This is a genomic window from Micromonospora deserti, assembly GCF_003236335.1.
Classification (GTDB): Bacteria; Actinomycetota; Actinomycetes; order Mycobacteriales; family Micromonosporaceae; genus Micromonospora; species Micromonospora deserti.
Genome location: NZ_POUB01000146.1, coordinates 1 through 15,273 on the forward strand (window position 1 = coordinate 1; position 15,273 = coordinate 15,273).

The 15,273-nt window shown below is 73.1% G+C and carries 12 protein-coding genes; 4 read left to right on the top strand and 8 right to left on the bottom strand.

The genetic code is table 11. The features are described 5' to 3' along the window. The first annotated feature begins 311 nt into the window (after positions 1-311). Positions 312-1,079 carry an ABC transporter ATP-binding protein gene (locus C1I99_RS19715; RefSeq protein ID WP_111135698.1) on the top strand — a complete coding sequence of 256 codons (768 nt, stop codon included), beginning with the start codon at positions 312-314 and terminating at the stop codon, positions 1,077-1,079. After that, entirely contained in the window at positions 1,079-3,628 is a 2,550-nt protein-coding gene (locus C1I99_RS19720; protein WP_111135699.1) for an ABC transporter permease, read from the top strand. Before C1I99_RS19715 ends, C1I99_RS19720 begins: the two co-directional genes overlap by 1 nt. A 51-nt stretch (positions 3,629-3,679) precedes the next feature. Here C1I99_RS19720 and C1I99_RS19725 read toward each other — a convergent pair whose 3' ends face one another. From C1I99_RS19725 to metH, 5 genes are all read right to left on the bottom strand, one after another. Beyond that, complete coding sequence (locus C1I99_RS19725; RefSeq protein WP_111135700.1) at positions 3,680-4,330, bottom strand: HAD family hydrolase; 651 nt, start codon at positions 4,328-4,330, stop codon at positions 3,680-3,682. 173 nt (positions 4,331-4,503) lie between these two features. Then, complete coding sequence (locus C1I99_RS19730) at positions 4,504-5,247, bottom strand: neutral zinc metallopeptidase (protein WP_111135701.1); 744 nt, start codon at positions 5,245-5,247, stop codon at positions 4,504-4,506. A gap of 93 nt (positions 5,248-5,340) precedes the next feature. Continuing rightward, positions 5,341-5,547 (bottom strand): hypothetical protein, encoded by a 207-nt coding sequence (locus C1I99_RS19735; RefSeq protein WP_111135702.1) that lies wholly within the window; start codon positions 5,545-5,547, stop codon positions 5,341-5,343. A gap of 183 nt (positions 5,548-5,730) precedes the next feature. Then, the gene (locus C1I99_RS19740) at positions 5,731-6,630 is read right to left on the bottom strand and encodes an alpha/beta fold hydrolase (RefSeq protein WP_111135708.1); all 900 of its coding nucleotides are present in this window, start codon (positions 6,628-6,630) and stop codon (positions 5,731-5,733) included. Positions 6,631-6,634: 4 nt separating this feature from the next. Next, positions 6,635-10,150, bottom strand: coding sequence for a methionine synthase (gene metH, locus C1I99_RS19745; RefSeq protein WP_199562282.1), 3,516 nt, complete (start codon positions 10,148-10,150; stop codon positions 6,635-6,637). 261 nt (positions 10,151-10,411) lie between these two features. On the opposite strand from metH, the gene C1I99_RS19750 reads away from it, so the two are divergent. Both C1I99_RS19750 and C1I99_RS19755 read left to right on the top strand, forming a co-directional pair. Continuing rightward, on the top strand, positions 10,412-11,281 hold the full coding sequence (locus C1I99_RS19750) for a PAC2 family protein (RefSeq protein WP_111135704.1): 870 nt from the start codon (positions 10,412-10,414) through the stop codon (positions 11,279-11,281). Between the two features lie 130 nt (positions 11,282-11,411). Then, entirely contained in the window at positions 11,412-12,203 is a 792-nt protein-coding gene (locus C1I99_RS19755) for a GntR family transcriptional regulator (RefSeq protein WP_111135709.1), read from the top strand. Between the two features lie 195 nt (positions 12,204-12,398). Here the strand turns inward: C1I99_RS19755 and mshC are convergent, their stop codons facing one another. The 3 genes from mshC to C1I99_RS19770 all read right to left on the bottom strand — a co-directional run bounded on the left by mshC (position 12,399) and on the right by C1I99_RS19770 (position 15,138). Then, positions 12,399-13,637 (bottom strand): cysteine--1-D-myo-inosityl 2-amino-2-deoxy-alpha-D-glucopyranoside ligase, encoded by a 1,239-nt coding sequence (gene mshC, locus C1I99_RS19760; RefSeq protein ID WP_111135705.1) that lies wholly within the window; start codon positions 13,635-13,637, stop codon positions 12,399-12,401. A 110-nt stretch (positions 13,638-13,747) separates the two neighbouring features. Continuing rightward, entirely contained in the window at positions 13,748-14,566 is an 819-nt protein-coding gene (locus tag C1I99_RS19765; RefSeq protein WP_111135706.1) for an SCO1664 family protein, read from the bottom strand. Beyond that, positions 14,563-15,138 carry a DUF3090 domain-containing protein gene (locus C1I99_RS19770; protein ID WP_111135707.1) on the bottom strand — a complete coding sequence of 192 codons (576 nt, stop codon included), beginning with the start codon at positions 15,136-15,138 and terminating at the stop codon, positions 14,563-14,565. Before C1I99_RS19770 ends, C1I99_RS19765 begins: the two co-directional genes overlap by 4 nt. Positions 15,139-15,273: the final 135 nt, after the last annotated feature.

The following is a 15,273-nucleotide window of genomic DNA, read 5'->3' on the forward strand; positions in this document are numbered from 1 at the left end:
AGATGTGTATAAGAGCCAGGTGCGACGGCGGCCTTGCCGTGATCACCTACCGTGACCGGAGACGGCGCGGCGGGGTTGACCCTCACGCGGCGTCACTGTGCAGGATCGGTCCCGGCCATGCGGCAACCTGCTCCACCAGGCATTGGGTCAGGGGCAACCCTGAGCACGCGATGGGGGGCACCCGCAGCCCGAAATCCGCCTCGGCTCCGCCCCGAGTCGGACGGATCGGGGCCGGGGAGCGCAGATGATGGGACTGCCGTACCGACCGCGGGGGCGGTGCGGAATTCGGACAGACGGAAGAGGGAGATGACGTGACCGCGACGGTAGGCCGGCAGGCGCAGGCCGCAGCCCGGGCGAGCGACGTGTGGAAGGTGTACGGCAGCGGCGAGGCGCAGGTCATCGCGCTGCGGGGGGTCAGCGCGGAGTTCGAGCGAGGCCGGTTCACGGCGATCATGGGCCCGTCCGGCTCGGGCAAGTCGACGCTGATGCACTGCCTGGCCGGGCTGGACTCGGTCACCCGAGGGACGGTGTCGATCGGCGACACCACGGTCACCGGGCTGGGCGACGCCGGGTTGACGAAGCTGCGGCGGGACAAGGTCGGTTTCATCTTCCAGCAGTTCAACCTGCTGCCGACGCTGACCGCCAAGGAGAACATCCTGCTGCCGCTGTCGATCGCCGGGCGCAAGCCGGACCCGGCCTGGTACGACACGGTGATCGCCACGGTCGGGCTGCGTGACCGGCTGGGTCACCGGCCGGCGCAGCTCTCCGGCGGGCAGCAGCAGCGGGTGGCCTGCGCCCGGGCGCTGGTCTCCCGCCCTGAGGTGGTCTTCGCCGACGAGCCGACCGGCAACCTGGACTCCCGCTCCGGCGCGGAGGTGCTCAACTTCCTGCGTAACTCGGTGCGGGAGCACGGGCAGACCATCGTCATGGTGACCCACGACCCGACCGCCGCCGCGTACGCCGACCGGGTGGTGTTCCTCGCCGACGGGCAGATCGTCTCGGAGCTGATCGAGCCGACCGCCGACACGGTGCTGGACACGATGAAGAAGCTGGACACCCCCGCCGAGGTGGGCAACTGATGTTCCGGGCGACACTGAAGAGCCTGCTGGCCCGCAAGGTCCGCCTGATCCTGTCCGGGCTGGCGGTGGTGCTCGGCGTCATGTTCGTCTCCGGCGCGTTCGTGCTCACCGACACGCTCGGCCGCTCGTTCGACGCGGTCTTCGCCGACGGGTTCGCCGAGGTCGACGTCAACGTCGCGGCGAAGCCGAAGGTGGAACTCGGCGAGTTGGAGGGCGAGCAGGTCGCCTCACCGCTGCCGGCGGCCACCGTCGAGCGGGTGAAGCAGGTGCCGGGGGTGGCCGACGCGGTCGGCGTGGTCGCCGCCGACGGTGCCCGCCTGATCGGCAGCAACGGCAAGGTGGTCACCTCGTTCGGGCCGCCGCAACTCGGCGAGAACTGGACCGGCGAGAGCGACCTGCTGCGGCTGCGTGAGGGCCGCGCGCCGCAGGCCGACGACGAGATCGTGGTCAACGCGGCGCTGGCGCAGGCGGCCAAGGTGCGGGTCGGTGACCGGGTCGGGGTCCTGACCCTGGAGCCGAAGCGGGAGTTCACCCTGGTCGGGGTGTTCGGCTACAGCGGCGACCGGGACTCGATCGGCGGCGTCAACGAGGTCATGTTCACCACGCCGGTGGCGCAGCGGCTGATGCTCGGCGAGCCCGGCACGTTCAGCAGCATCACCGTCACCGCCGTCGACGGCGTCAGCCCGGAGTCGCTGCGCGACGACGTGGCCGCCGTCCTCGGCGCGGACTACGAGGTCAAGACCGGCGAGCAGGTCGCCGCCGACCAGGCGGCCAGCCTGAAGGAGGGGCTGAACTTCTTCAACCGGGTCCTGCTCGGCTTCGCCGCGGTGGCGCTGCTGGTCGGCACCTTCCTGATCCTCAACACCTTCTCCATCATCGTCGCGCAGCGCACCCGGGAACTGGCGCTGATGCGGGCTATCGGCGCCAGCGGCCGGCAGATCATCGGCTCGGTGGTGCTGGAGGCGATCGCGGTGGGCCTGATCGCCTCGGTGCTCGGCCTCGCCGCGGGCGTCGGCGTCGGCGCGCTGCTGGCGTACCTGTTCGGCAAGTTCGCCGGCGGGCTCACCCTGGCCGGGGTCGGGGTGCCGGCGGCGGCGGTGATCGGTGCGTTCGCCGTCGGCCTGGTGATCACCGTCGTGGCGGCGCTGCTGCCGGCGCTGCGGGCGTCCCGCATCCCGCCGATCGCCGCGATGCAGGACGTGGCCACCCCGGACCGGCCGCTGACCAAGGTCACCGTGGCCGGGGCGGTGGTCACCGCGGTGGGCGGCGCGCTGCTCTTCGTGGGTCTCAGCGGCAACGCCGGCGGCAACACCCTGGCGACCATCCTGGGCGGCGTGCTCTTCGCGTTCATCGGCGTGGCCCTGCTGACCCCGCTGATCAGCCGCCCGGTGGTGAGTTTGCTCGGCGGGATCTTCGCCTGGTCGGTGCCGGGGAAGCTGGGCCGGCTCAACTCCGGCCGCAACCCGCGCCGCACCGCCATCACGGCCGCCGCGCTGATGGTCGGCATCGCCCTGGTCACCGGCGTGACGGTGATCCTGGACTCGGCCAAGGGCAGCATCGGCAAGCTGGCCCAGGACACCATCAAGGCCGAGTTGGTGATCTCCGGGGCGCAGAGCGGTCCCCGGCCGCCGAGCTTCGACCCGGCGGTGCTGGAAAAGGCGGCGGCGATCCCCGGCGTGCGCCTGGTCGACGGCCAGTACGGCGACATGGCCACCGTCGCCGGCGAACGCACCTGGGTGTCGGCGTCGAGCAACGTCGCCGCGCTGCGGCAGATCTACGGCGCCGAGGTGACCGCCGGCGACATCGACCGGCTCGCGCCGGACCAGATGCTGGTCAGTTCGGACACCGCGCAGGCGCGGGGGCTGACCGTCGGCTCGGCGGTGCCGGTGCAGCTGTCCCGGGGCGAGGAGCGCACCTACACCGTCAGCGGCATCTACGCCAGCTCGCAGCTGACCAACCCGGTGGTGCTGCCGGCCGAGGCGGCGGCGGGTTTCGCCATCCCGCAGCCGATCCAGGGCTTCATCCAACTGGCCCCCGGTACCCCGGTCGCCGACGTGCAGCCGCGGGTCGAGGCGCTGCTCGCGGACTCCCCCGAGGTGTCGGTAGCCGACCGGGACGCGTTCATCGAGCAGCAGACCAGCCAGCTCGACGGGCTGCTCACGATGATCCAGATCCTGCTGGCGCTGGCCATCGTGATCGCCGTGCTTGGCATCATCAACACCCTGGCGCTGTCGGTGCTGGAGCGCACCCGCGAGCTGGGGCTGCTGCGGGCCATCGGGCTGCGCCGGGCGCAGACCATGCGGATGATCACCGTCGAGGCGGTGGTGATCTCGGTCTTCGGCGCGCTGCTCGGCATGGCGGTGGGCACCGGGCTCGGCGCCGCGGTGGTGGAGGCCCTGAAGGACGAGGGGATCACCGACCTGGTGCTGCCCTGGGACCAGATGGGGATCGTGCTCGGCCTGGCCGCGTTCGTCGGCGTGGCCGCCGCGGTGCTGCCGGCGGTCCGGGCCGCCCGGATCAACGTGCTGGGCGCCATCGCCCACGACTGATCCGCCGGTTGACCGTGGGGGCCCGCCGTCCGGCGGGCCCCCACGTCGTGGTCACGGCCCCGCTGGCGTCCCGAGCAGCGCGGCGAGCAGTTCCAGGTCCGCGCCGGTGAGGCTGTCCACCTGGTGTACGCCCGCGGTGGCCGGCACCGGCACCTCGGCCGGTACGGCCAGCACCGCGGCGCCGGCGGCGAGCGCGCTGGCCACCCCGGTCGGCGAGTCCTCGATCGCCACGCAGCGGGCGATCGGCACATCCAGCAGCCGGGCGGCGGTCAGGTACGGCTCGGGGTGCGGCTTCGCCGCCTCGACCTCGTCGCCGCAGACCACCGCGTCGAAGCTGTCCCGCCCCAGGGTGTCCAGCGCGACCTCCACGAGGGGCCGGCCGCTGGAGGTGACCAGCGCGGTCGGGATGCCGGCGGTGCGGACGGCCCGCAGCAGCGCCAGCGCGCCAGGGCGCCAGCGCAACCCGCTGCGGAACAGCTCCAGGATCCGGGCGTTGATCCACGCCGCGCTGGCCCGCGGGTCACGGTCGGGCTGGCCGAGGTCGTCGTGCAGGATGCGCATCGACGCGGCCATGCTGGTGCCGATCATGGCCTTGCGGGCGGCGTCGGAGAGGGTGCCGCCGTACTCGGCCGCCAGCTCGTACAGCGCGACGTCCCACAGCTTCTCACTGTCGACCAGCGTGCCGTCCATGTCGAAGAGCACGGCGGCGGGGTGGTGGCTGCTCAGCGGATCCTCCTCGGGTGGGCCTACCCGGGGATCCTCTCAACCTGGCCGGCGTCGGCCCGGCACGGGTGCCGCCCGGGTGACGTGTCCGACGACCGGGCGGGGTTGCGGGCCGGGGCGAGACTGAAGGGCGCCCGGGCAGTGAACGCCGGTCATCCCAGGTCACAAGCGGCGAGGGACTGCTCGTAGCCGCGGAAGAACGCTTCGGTGCGCTGTTCGGCGGTGCCGTGCGCGCCCTCGGCGAACCACGGCTGGTCGGGATCGTCGCCGACGGCGAGCAGCCCGTCGCGGAACTCCGCCAGGTCACCGTCGTCGAGCCGCAGGGCCTCCGTGCGCACCGAGTCCCCCAGGTACGCCCCGGCCATGCAGTCGGCCTGCAACTCCTGCTGGATGGTGAAGCTGTAGCGGATGCCGAGCCGGACCTGGATGGCGTGCGCGTACTCGTGGCCGAGCAGGTAGAACACGAACGCGTCGCCGACCTGCCGGAAGGCGCCCACCGACCACCGGACGTCGTAGGCGATGAAGTCGCCCGCCGAGCAGTAGACCGCGTTGTTGCGGGGGATCTCCTGCCCGCCGCAGGTCACCTCGCCGTCGCGCTGGTACGGAATGATCCGCCGGACCGGTCGAAACTGCTGCCCCGACGCCCGGAACCGCTCGGCCCAGTACCGTTCGGCGATGCTCTGGGCGTCGCGGACGTCCTGCTGGAACTCCTCGACGCTGGTGGTGCCGTCCGCCCGGGTCTGCTCGGCGCCGGGCGAGCCGGACCGCTCCGGCTGCTCGGGCTGGCGCTGCCCCTCGGGCCCGGCACCCCCGCCGACCATGCAGCCGGCGGCCGCGACCAGCGCCACCACCAGCCCGGCCACCGACCTCCGGGGCCGCCGTCCCACGCGCGTCACTGTGTCCTCCCGGCGTCGGCGAATGCCCGGAGCAGTACCCCGGCGGCCCGCCCGTCATTCCCTCACGGTCTACGGCCACCAGCCCGCGTCGGTTCAGCTCGGGTTGTTGCCGCGCTGGATGACGTGGGACTGCGTCATGTACCGCTCCGCCTCGTGCCGCTCCTGGGCCACCCGCGCCTGCCCGGCGGCGGCGTTGTCGTCGGGGGAACTGAGTCGGCGGCGGTCCCGCCAGCCCACGTAGCCGAACGTGCCCACCACGAGCAGCACCACGATCCCAACCAACACCCACCATGCCGTCATGCGCCCACGATAGAAGCCTCGCGCACCTCCCCCGTCAGGCATGAGCTCCACGCCTCGTGTCGCAACGGGCGGGCCGGCGCGGGGCAGTCGCAGCGCCAGCCCGGCCTCCCGGTCGGTGACGGAGCGCCTGCTTCCGTTACCGTGACTGTCCACGGCGGTCGCACACGGACAGCAGGGCCACTATCAGCGGGCGTCGTCATCGGGTTGGCGCGCCATGCCAGCCCCACTCCCTGTCCGGTCGGCGTCACGCTTCAAAAAGCCCTCCACCGACGCCGCAAACGCCGCAGGGTCGTCGACCCAGGGGAAGTGGCCGCTCGCCGGCTGCTCCACCAGTTCCGCCTTGCCGAGCAGAGCGGCGAGCTGCCGGACCGCGGCGGCGGTCGGCCAGATGTCGTGTTCGCCGGCCAGGAGCAGGGTCGGGGCGATGAACTCCGCCAGGCGCGCGGGCAGCGCCGGGTCGGGCTGGAAACCCCCGTAGAACCCGTCGGTGGCGGCCTGGGCGAACTGGCCCGGTTCGGCCGCCGCCTGCGCCTGGGCTGCGGCGTTCCACTTTCCATACAGCAGTGGGGCCGCCTGCCAGCGGTACCGCTGAAGCTCTTCCGGGGTGGTCGGCTCGGCGTGCAGCGCGGCCACCGCTGCGGCGTACCAGGGCTCATGCGCCCGCCGGGCCAGCACGCTCTCGACGTCGAGGTCCGACCGGAGCCCGACCACCCGCAGCGACGGGGCGACCAGCACCAGACGGCTCAGCCGTGCCGGGTGCCGGGCGGCGTACAGCAGGCAGATCCCACCGCTGGCCGAGTGCCCGAACAGGTCCATGGTGTCGAGGCCCAGGTGCTGCCGCAGCGCGTCGACGTCGTCGACCAGGCGGTCAACCCGGTAGCTGGCCGGATCGGCGGGGACGGCGGATTCGCCGGTGCCCCGGTTGTCGAGCAGGATGAGCGTGCGGCTGCTGCTCATCCCGCCCAGTTCACCCAGATACTCCACCGCCTGCCCGGGGCCGCCGGGTACGCAGACCACCGGGGGCCCGGACCCGACAACCCGGTACGCCAGCTCCGTGCCATCCCATGATCGGAAGCGCTCCATCACGTCACTTCGCGTTGAAGTAGCTGGCCTCCGGGTGGTGCACCACGATCGCGTCGGTGGCCTGCTCCGGCACCAGCTGGAACTCCTCTGACAGCTGCACCCCGACCCGCTCCGCGCCGAGCAGGTCCACGATCTTCGCCCGGTCCTCCAGGTCAGGGCAGGCCGGGTAGCCGAACGCGTACCGGCAGCCGCGGTAGTCGGTGCGCAGCAGGCCGGCCAGGTCCGCCGGGTCGTCGTCGCCGACCGTACGGCCGCCGGGCAGGGTCAGCTCAGTGCGGATCCGCCGGTGCCAGTACTCGGCGAGCGCCTCGGTGAGCTGCACCGACAGCCCGTGCACCTCCAGGTAGTCGCGGTACTCGTTGCGGGCGAACAGCTTCGCGGTGTACTCGCTGATCGGCTGGCCGACGGTGACCAGCTGCAACGCCACCACGTCCAGCTCCTCGCCGCGTGGGCGGAAGAAGTCGGCCAGGCAGAGCCGGCGCTCCTGCCGCTGCCGAGGGAAGGAGAACCGGGCCCGCTCGGCGTGCCCGTTCTCGTCCAGCACCACCAGGTCGTTGCCCTCGGAGTAGGCCGGGAAGTAGCCGTACACGACGGCCGCCTCCAGCACCTGGTCGGCGATCAGCCGGTCCAGCCAGTAGCGCAGCCGCGGCCGGCCCTCGGTCTCCACCAGCTCCTCGTACGACGGCCCCGTGCCACCCCGGGCGCCGCGCAACCCCCACTGCCCGAGGAAGGTGGCCCGTTCGTCCAGCAGCGCCGCGTAGTCGGCCAGCGGCACGCCCTTGACCACCCGGGTGCCGAAGAACGGCGGGGTGGGCACCTGCACGTCGGTGGCCACGTCGGAGCGGACCGACGTGTCGTCCAGCTCCGGCAGCGACTCGCGGACCATCGCCCGCTGCCGCTCCCGGCGCTCCCGCCGGGCCGCCAGGGCGGCCTCCCGCTCCGCGTCGATCACCGGCGCCCCGCCCCGCTTGGCGGCCATAACCCGGTCCATCAGGGACAGCCCCTCGAACGCATCCCGGGCGTAGTGCACCTGACCCGGGAACGTCGACCGCAGGTCGTCCTCGACGTACGACCGGGTCAGCGCCGCCCCGCCGAGCAGGACCGGCCAACGCTCCGCGACCCCGCGCGAGGCCATCTCGGCGAGGTTCTCCTTCATGATGACCGTGCTCTTGACCAGCAGGCCGGACATGCCGATCGCGTCGGCCCTGTGCTTCTCAGCTGCGTCCAGGATGGCGGTGATCGGCTGCTTGATGCCGATGTTCACCACCTCGTAGCCGTTGTTGGACAGGATGATATCGACGAGGTTCTTGCCGATGTCGTGCACGTCGCCCTTGACGGTGGCGAGCACGATGCGGCCCTTGCCGCCGTCGTCAGCCTTTTCCATGTGCGGCTCCAGGTACGCCACCGCGGTCTTCATCACCTCAGCGGACTGGAGCACGAACGGCAGCTGCATCTGCCCGGAGCCGAACAGTTCCCCGACGACCTTCATGCCGTCCAGCAGGATGTCGTTGATGATCGACAGCGGCGTCCGGCCCTCGGCCATCGCCGTCTCGAGGTCGGCCTCCAGGCCGTTGCGCTCGCCGTCGATGATCCGCCGCTTGAGCCGCTCGTCCAGCGGCAGCGCGGCCAGTTCCTCGGCCCGGCCGGCCCGCGCGGAGGCGGCGTCCACCCCCTCGAAGAGCTCGATGAACCGCTGTACCGGGTCGTAGCCCTCCCGGCGCCGGTCGTAGACCAGGTCCAGGGCGACCTCGCGCTGCTTCTCGGGGATCTTCGACATCGGCAGGATCTTGCTGGCGTGCACGATCGCCGAGGTCAGCCCCGCCTGCACGCACTCGTGCAGGAAGACCGAGTTGAGCACCTGCCGGGCCGCCGGGTTCAGCCCGAACGAGACGTTCGAGATGCCCAGGGTGAAGTTGACCCCCGGGTACCGGGCGGCGATCTCCCGGATCGCCTCGATGGTCTCGATGCCGTCGCGGCGGGTCTCCTCCTGCCCGGTGGCGACCGGGAACGTCAGCGCGTCGATCAGGATGTCCGACCGGTCCATCCCCCACCGGCCGGTCAGGTCCTCGATCAGCCGGACCGCGACGCGGACCTTCCAGTCCTTGGTGCGGGCCTGGCCCTCCTCGTCGATGAGCAGCGCGACCACCCCGGCGCCGTGTTCCCGGACCACCGGCATCACCCGCGCGTAGCGGGAGTCCGGGCCGTCGCCGTCCTCGAAGTTGACCGAGTTGACCACGCACCGGCCGCCGAACATCTCCAGCCCGGCCTCGATCACCGCCGGCTCGGTCGAGTCCAGCATGATCGGCAGCGTGGAGGCGGTCGCGAACCGGCCGGCCAGCTCCCGCATGTCCTGCGTGCCGTCGCGGCCCACGTAGTCGACGCAGAGGTCCAGCAGGTGCGACCCGTCGCGGGCCTGGCTCCGGGCGATCTCCACGCAGGCCTGCCAGTCGCCGGCCAGCATCGCCTCGCGGAACGCCTTCGACCCGTTGGCATTGGTCCGCTCCCCCACCATCAGCACGCTCGCGTCCTGCGCGAACGGCACGTGGTGGTAGATCGACGACACCCCCGGCTCGCGTCGCGGCTGCCGAGGACCGGGGCGGGCGCCGTGCAGCCGCTCGGCGACCACCCGGATGTGCTCGGGGGTGCTGCCACAGCACCCGCCGACCAGGGAGACGCCGTACTCGGCGACGAAGCGTTCCAGGGCGTCGGCCAGCTCCACCGGGGTCAGCGGGTAGACCGCCCCGTCGGCGGTCAGCTGCGGCAGGCCGGCGTTGGGCATCACCGACAGCGGCACCCGGGCGTGCTGGGACAGGTAGCGCAGGTGCTCGCTCATCTCGGCCGGCCCGGTCGCGCAGTTCAGCCCGATCAGGTCCACCCCGAGCGGCTCGATCGCGGTCAGCGCCGCCCCGATCTCGCTGCCCAGCAGCATGGTGCCGGTGGTCTCGACGGTGACGTGGCAGATCAGCGCGACCCGCACCCCGGCCTCGGCCATCGCCCGCTGCGCCCCGACCACCGCGGCCTTCACCTGGAGCAGGTCCTGGCAGGTCTCCACTATCAACGCGTCCGCGCCGCCGGCGATCAGGCCGGCGGCGTTCTCCCGGTAGGCGTCGCGCAGGTCGGCGTACCGGGCGTGCCCCAGGGTGGGCAGCTTGGTGCCTGGGCCGATCGACCCGAGCACGAACCGGGGCCGTTCCGGGGTGCTGAACGCGTCGGCGGCCTCCCGGGCGATCCGCGCCCCGGCCTCGGACAGCTCGCGGATGCGGTGCTGGATGTCGTACTCGCCGAGGTTGGCCAGGTTGGCGCCGAAGGTGTTGGTCTCGACGCAGTCGGCGCCGGCCGCCAGGTACGCCTCGTGCACCCCGCGCACCACGTCGGGGCGGGTGACGTTGAGGATCTCGTTGCAACCCTCGAGGTCGGCGAAGTCGTCCAGGGTCAGGTCGGCCGCCTGCAGCATGGTCCCCATCGCCCCGTCGGCGATGAGGATCCGGTCTGCCAGCGTGTCGAGCAACGAAGTCCGCACGGGTTCAGGTTAGTGCGGCGGCCCGCCGGGCGGTCACGCCTGTCCGCGCATCCCACATACTGTCAGCGGGATCACCCTGTCCGGTTCGGTACGCGATGACCGGCTGTCCGGGTGGACGACCGGCGCGGCCGACGGGCCGCCTCCCGCCCCGGCACGTAGGCTGACGGACGTGAAGGACAACAGCGACGCCACCGTGCACGGCGGGCGAGCGGCCGGGCACGGTCCCGGCGCCGTCCCCGACGAGCAGGGTGAGGTGACGCCGTGACCGAGTTCGACGGACTGCCGGTGCTGCGGTCCCCCGTCGCCATCGCCGCCTTCGAGGGCTGGAACGACGCCGCCGACGCGTCCACCGCCGCCGTCGAGCACCTGGAGCAGGTGTGGCAGGCCCGGCAGGTCACCGAGCTGGACCCGGAGGACTTCTACGACTTCCAGGTCAGCCGGCCGACCATCACGATGGCCGAGGGCGAGACGCGGCGCGTCGAGTGGCCGACCACCCGGTTCATGGTGGCCAGCCCGGAGGGCACCGAGCGGGACGTGGTCCTGATCCGGGGCATCGAGCCGAGCATGCGCTGGCGCACCTTCTGCGAGCAGGTGCTCGAGATCTGCCACAGCCTGGAGGTCGAGCGGGTGGTCCTGCTCGGCGCCCTGCTGGCCGACGTCCCGTTCACCCGGCCGCTGCCCATCAGTGGCAGCGCCTCCGACGCGGGCGCCGCCAAGCGTTACCAGCTGACCCCCACCCGCTACGACGGCCCCACCGGCATCGTCGGCGTGCTGCACGACGCCTGCACCCGGGCCGAGGTCGACGCGGTCTCGTTCTGGGTGCACGTGCCGCACTACGCCAACAACCCGCCCTGCCCCAAGGCCACCCTCGCCCTGCTGCACCGGGTCGAGGAGGTGCTCGACCTGCCGGTGCCGATGGCCGACCTGGCCGAGGAGGCCGCCGAGTGGGAGCAGCGGGTGCGCAACGCCGCCGAGCAGGACGCCGAACTCGGCGAGTACGTCCGCGAGCTGGAGGAACGCGTCGGCGATGCCGGTATCACCCCGCTGACCGGCGACGAGATCGCCCAGGAGTTCGAGAAGTACCTGCGCCGCCGTGGCGGGTCCGCCGGCCCCACCGCCGGCTCCTGGTAGCGCCGCCCCCAGCCAGCGCCGGCCCCCGGGACGTCCGTCCGGGGGCCGGCTGCTTCGTGTGCGTGTCGGGCTGGCGCCGTCACACCCGCTGGTGCATCCTAGGAACCTAGCTGTGATCGAGGAGGCGGGCATGCAGATCAACCCCGGCGCAGCCGAGTTCCCGCACCGGCAGATCGCCGCGCAGCTCAAGGTGCAGGTGCGGCGCGGTGACTGGGGGCCGGGCGAGCGGCTGCCGTCTATCCCGGCCATCGCCGAGATGTTCGGCGTGGCGAAGCAGACCGTGCAGCGCGCCGTCGACCAGCTGCGGGTCGAGGGCATCCTGATCACCAAGCCCGGCTCCGGTACGTACGTCCGGGGCACCCGGCGCCGGCTCAACCGGCTCGCCCGGGGTCGCTACGGCGGCTTCCGCGGCTACCACGCCGACCTCGCCGCCCGGTACCGGCAGCAGCTCGTCTCCGTCGGCCGCTCCCCCGCCCCACCGGAGGTCGCCGACGCGTTCGGGGTGGCCGACGGCACCGAGCTGCTGTGCCGCCGCCACCTGGTGCGCACCGAGGACTCCCCGGTCGAGGTGGGCGCCTCCTGGTTCCTGCCCGCCGACGCCGCCGGCACCTCCCTGGAGCGCGCCGAGGCGTTCGGCCGGCCGCTCTACCAGGAGGCCGAGGAGGCCACCGGGCGGCGCTACGTCACCGCCACCGACACCATCAGCGCCCGCCAGCCCAGCCGCGACGAGGCGGAGATCCTCCAGATCCGCCCGGACACCCCCGTGCTGCACCTGCTGCACGTGGCCTACGACGGCCACCGCAGGCCGATCGAGGTCGCCCAGGCCACCTGGCCCGGCCCGGTCACCACACTGACCGAGGAGTACCGGGTCCCCGCCCCGGCCGCCGACCCGGACCCCGACCCCGGGTTCGTCCTCGGCTGACCGTGCCCCGCGCCCTCCGCCCGCGGGCAGGGCACCGTCGTCAGCGGGGCGGGTCGCGGCGGCGAGGCGCCAGGGAGTCGCCGGTCGCGGCGGCACGCGCGCCGGCACGCCCGATGGCGCCGTCTGTCGAGCTGCCCCGTCCGTGCGGGCAGCAGCCTGTGCCCCTACTGGCGGCCGGGCGACGCGGCTGGCACCTCAGAGGCGGATGCCGAGCAAGGCGTCGACGGTGTCGGCGAACAGGGCCGGGGCGCCGCGGTCGTCACCGGCACCGGCGAGGGCCTGGTCGGCCCAGGCGTCGGCGAGCGCCAGCGCACCGGGCGTGTCCAGGTCGTCGGCGAGGCGTTCGCGTACGCCGGCCAGGAACGCCGGCCCCGACGGGCCGGCGGGCGCGGCGGCGGCCCGCCGCCAGCGGGCCAGGCGCTCCCGCGCGGCGACGAGCAGCTCGTCGGTCCACGAGCGGTCGGTGCGGTAGCGCCCCGACATCAGCGCCAGCCGGACCGCCATCGGGTCGACCCGGTCGGCCCGCAGTCGGGAGACGAAGACCAGGTTGCCCCGAGACTTCGACATCTTCTCGCCGTCCAGGCCGATCATGCCGGCGTGCACATAGTGCTCGGCGAACGGGGCCTGGCCGGTGAGCCGCTCGGCGTGCGCGGCCGAGCACTCGTGGTGCGGGTAGAGCAGGTCGTTGCCACCGCCCTGCACGTCGATCCGCTCGCCGAGCAGGTTGAGCGCGATGACCGCGCACTCGATGTGCCAGCCGGGGCGGCCCGGGCCGAGTTCGCCGCCCGGCCAGGACGGCTCGCCCGCACGGGCGCCCCGCCACAGCAGCGGATCGAGCGGGTCGCGCTTGCCGGAGCGATCCGGGTCGCCGCCGCGCTCCGGGAAGATCTCCCGCATCTGCTCCCGCGACAGGTTCGACTCGTAGCCGAAGCGGGGCGCGGCGGAGATGTCGAAGTAGACGTCCCCGGTGCCGTCGTCGAGCCGGTACGCGGCCCCGTCCTTGAGCAGCACCAGCACCTTCTCGGCGATGTCCGGGATCGACTCGACCGCGCCGACGTAGTGCGCCGGCGGGATGATCCGCAGCGCCTCCATGTCCTCCCGGAACAACGCGGTCTCCCGCATCGCCAGGACCTTCCAGTCCTCGCCGTCGCGCTCGGCCCGCTCCAGCAGCGGGTCGTCGATGTCGGTGACGTTCTGCACGTAACGCACGTCCCGGCCGGCGTCGCGCCACACCCGCTGCACCAGGTCAAACGTGATCATGGTGGCGGCGTGACCGAGGTGGGTCGCGTCGTACGGGGTGATGCCGCAGACGTATATGGTCGCCGGGCCGTCGGGGTCGCTCGAGTGGACGCCCTGCCGCGCCGAGTCGTACAACGCCAGCGGCCCGCCCCGGCCCGGCAGCCGTGGCACGTCGTGTCCCACCCAAGACTCCATGACGGTCAGCCTAACCAGCCGCCGGACGTCGGCAGGGCCACCCCACGGGTGATCATCACGACAGCGGCGGAGTCCGACGGCCCCGGCGCCGGCCGGTCACCGGCACCCGATCACATCGGGGGCCAGGGCACCGCCGGCCAGTCCTGCGGCGGCAACGGAAACCGGCCGGTGCTGCGCAGCCGGTCGACCCGGGCCGCCAGCTCGGCGACCTCACCCAGCGTCAGGTACTCGGCCAGCTCGGCGCCGAGCTGCCCCGCGACCTGCCCGGCCAGCTCGTCGAGCATCGCCACGGCGTCCGCCGGCAGCTCCCGCCCGGCCCAGCCCCACAACACCGTGCGCAGCTTCTCCTCCACGTGGAAGCTCACCCCGTGGTCGACGCCGTAGATTCGGTCGTCCGGGCCGAGCAGCACGTGCCCGCCCTTGCGGTCGGCGTTGTTGATCACCGCGTCGAGCACGGCGAGCCGGGCCAGCCGCGGATCGTCGGCGTGGGCGAGGGCGTACGGGGTGCCGTCGTCGTCCCGGGCCGCGGCGATCGGAAACCAGCGGGGCGGCAGCGCCTCGGCGGGCACGAAACCGACCAGCGGCTCCCCGTCGTCCGGCTCGTCGATCCAGAGCTGGCACGAGCCCGGTCCGAACGGGCCGTCACGCAGCACCGTGGGCGGCACCAGATCCCAACCGGTCGCCCGGGCGACCAGGTACGCGGCGACCTCCCGGCCGGCGAGGGTGCCGTCCGGGAAGTCCCACAGCGGACGCTCCCCCCGGATCGGCTTGTAGACGCAGCGCGCGGTCGCCCCGTCCCGGGTGAGGATGCCGCGCAGGGTGGTGTTGGACGCGTCGACCAGCCGCCCCTCCAGGTCGAGCTCGCCGTCGCGGAGCAACCGCAGCGCCGCGTCGCCGTCCTGCCGGGGCTGCACGTCCGACGAGGTCACCGGTGGTAGCCGTTGTGCCGCGGGCAGAGGTGGCCGGCCGGGTCCAGCGGCTGGCCGCAGAGCGGGCAGGGCGGGCGGCCCGCGTTGACCACGCGGCGGGCCCGCTCGATGAACTCGCGGGTCGCCGCGGGGGTCAACCGCACCCGGAGCCGGTCGAGGTCGTCGTCCGGCTCGACGTCGTCGTCCTCCTCGTCGTCCGGCTCGCCGAGCTCGACCTCGGTCTCCGCCTCGCCGGCGGCGATCGCCTCGATCACCACCGTTTCGGTGTCGACGTCGAAGGCCAGCCCGAGGGTGCCGACCCGGAACTCCTCGTCGACCGGCGTGTCCAGCGGATCGTTGTCGCCGACGGCGGACCCTGGCTCGGGCAGCTTCACCCCGAACCGGCGCTGCGCCTCGGAGAGCAGCTCCTCCAGCTTCTCGGCGAGCAACGACATCTGGACCTTCTCCAGCGCGACGCTGACCAGCCGGCCACCACCACGCGCCTGGAGGAAGAACGTGCGCTCCCCCGGCGGCCCGACGGTCCCGGCGACGAACCGCTCCGGCGGCTCGAAGGCGTGCACCTGGTGGGTCATACCCACGACCCTATCCGGCGCGCCGGGCCATCGCGCACCCCACCGACCCGAATCGCCGTTCGTGCGCCGCGCCCGGCGCGCCGGGCGGGCGTGGCGGCGCGGCGCCGCTCGGCCGTCACCCGGCCGCCCCCGCGC

Coding starts and splice junctions, on each gene's coding strand:
- C1I99_RS19770 (WP_111135707.1), bottom strand. CDS start 15,138: ATGACCCACCAGGTGCACGCCTTCGAGCCGCCGGAGCGGTTCGTCGCC.
- C1I99_RS19755 (WP_111135709.1), top strand. CDS start 11,412: ATGCAGATCAACCCCGGCGCAGCCGAGTTCCCGCACCGGCAGATCGCC.
- mshC (WP_111135705.1), bottom strand. CDS start 13,637: ATGGAGTCTTGGGTGGGACACGACGTGCCACGGCTGCCGGGCCGGGGC.
- C1I99_RS19720 (WP_111135699.1), top strand. CDS start 1,079: ATGTTCCGGGCGACACTGAAGAGCCTGCTGGCCCGCAAGGTCCGCCTG.
- C1I99_RS19740 (WP_111135708.1), bottom strand. CDS start 6,630: ATGGAGCGCTTCCGATCATGGGATGGCACGGAGCTGGCGTACCGGGTT.
- C1I99_RS19735 (WP_111135702.1), bottom strand. CDS start 5,547: ATGACGGCATGGTGGGTGTTGGTTGGGATCGTGGTGCTGCTCGTGGTG.